We start from the raw sequence: 947 nt of genomic DNA on the forward strand, positions 1-947 counted from the left end.
ACCACTCCTGGTGACGCACGATCAAGCCGAGGCCCTGTCCTTCGCGGATCAGGTGGCGATCATGCGCGGCGGGAAACTGGCGCAGATCGGCAACCCGTTCGTTGTGTACACCCGTCCCGCGGACCGGGCAACGGCCGAATTCCTCGGCGACGCAGTCATCCTGGACGCGTGGATGGAAGGCTCCCTGGCCACGTGTTCGCTGGGCGGCATACCCGTACGCCGTCCCCCGGCACAGGGCCTCGTGCAGTTGATGCTCCGCCCCGAACAGATCCGGATTGCTCCCGACGGTCCCATCCGCGGAGTCGTGGTCGACACTGACTACTTCGGCCCCGAGACAACCGTGCGGATCAAGCTCGCCCCGCGCGTTGCCGCCGCCGGCGCATCCTTGGCCTACCCGGGAGGTGGCGAAATCATCACCATCCGGCACTGGAACGCTTCCATCACCAAGCCCGGCACGGAACTGTGCCTCCGCGTGGTGGGCGAAGGCGTGGCGTTCCCTGTGGAGGATTAGGGGCGACGGCCGGCGCAGTGCCGGACCGTTGCGCTCCGCATTGCGGGCGTGCTAGCGTTGCGGCGATCGTGATCTATCAGCAGCAGGAGGTGAGTCCCATGAACGCAGTATCCGCAATGGGTGCTCCCCTGCAGTCCACGATCGCGCGACTGAACTAGTCGCCACCGGGAGCGCCAAACAGGCAATTCGCGAAAGGCGACTCCCATGAACACAACACCTTCTTTTCCTTTGCACTCCCGCGATCGGGCGCTGGTCCTCGGTGGCGGCGGATCGACAGGCAATGCCTGGCTGATCGGCGTCATCGCCGGCCTCTTCGATGCCGGGCTGGATGTGACCGACGCCGATCTGACCATCGGCACCTCGGCCGGATCAACGGCCGCGGCCCAGATTGCCGGCGCGACACCAACTCAACTGTTCGCCAACATCCTTGACGCCG

The 947-nt window shown here is 65.8% G+C and carries 1 protein-coding gene and 1 pseudogene; both read left to right on the plus strand.

The window, feature by feature from the left end:
* Window positions 1–511 (plus strand): TOBE domain-containing protein (locus AHiyo1_RS08265; protein WP_113990618.1); only part of this gene is annotated, 511 nt, incomplete at its 5' end.
* 204 nt (window positions 512–715) lie between these two features.
* Window positions 716–947, plus strand: a pseudogene (locus AHiyo1_RS08270) (patatin-like phospholipase family protein); the annotation flags it as partial.

The organism is Arthrobacter sp. Hiyo1 (assembly GCF_001263615.2).
Taxonomy (GTDB): domain Bacteria; phylum Actinomycetota; class Actinomycetes; order Actinomycetales; family Micrococcaceae; genus Arthrobacter.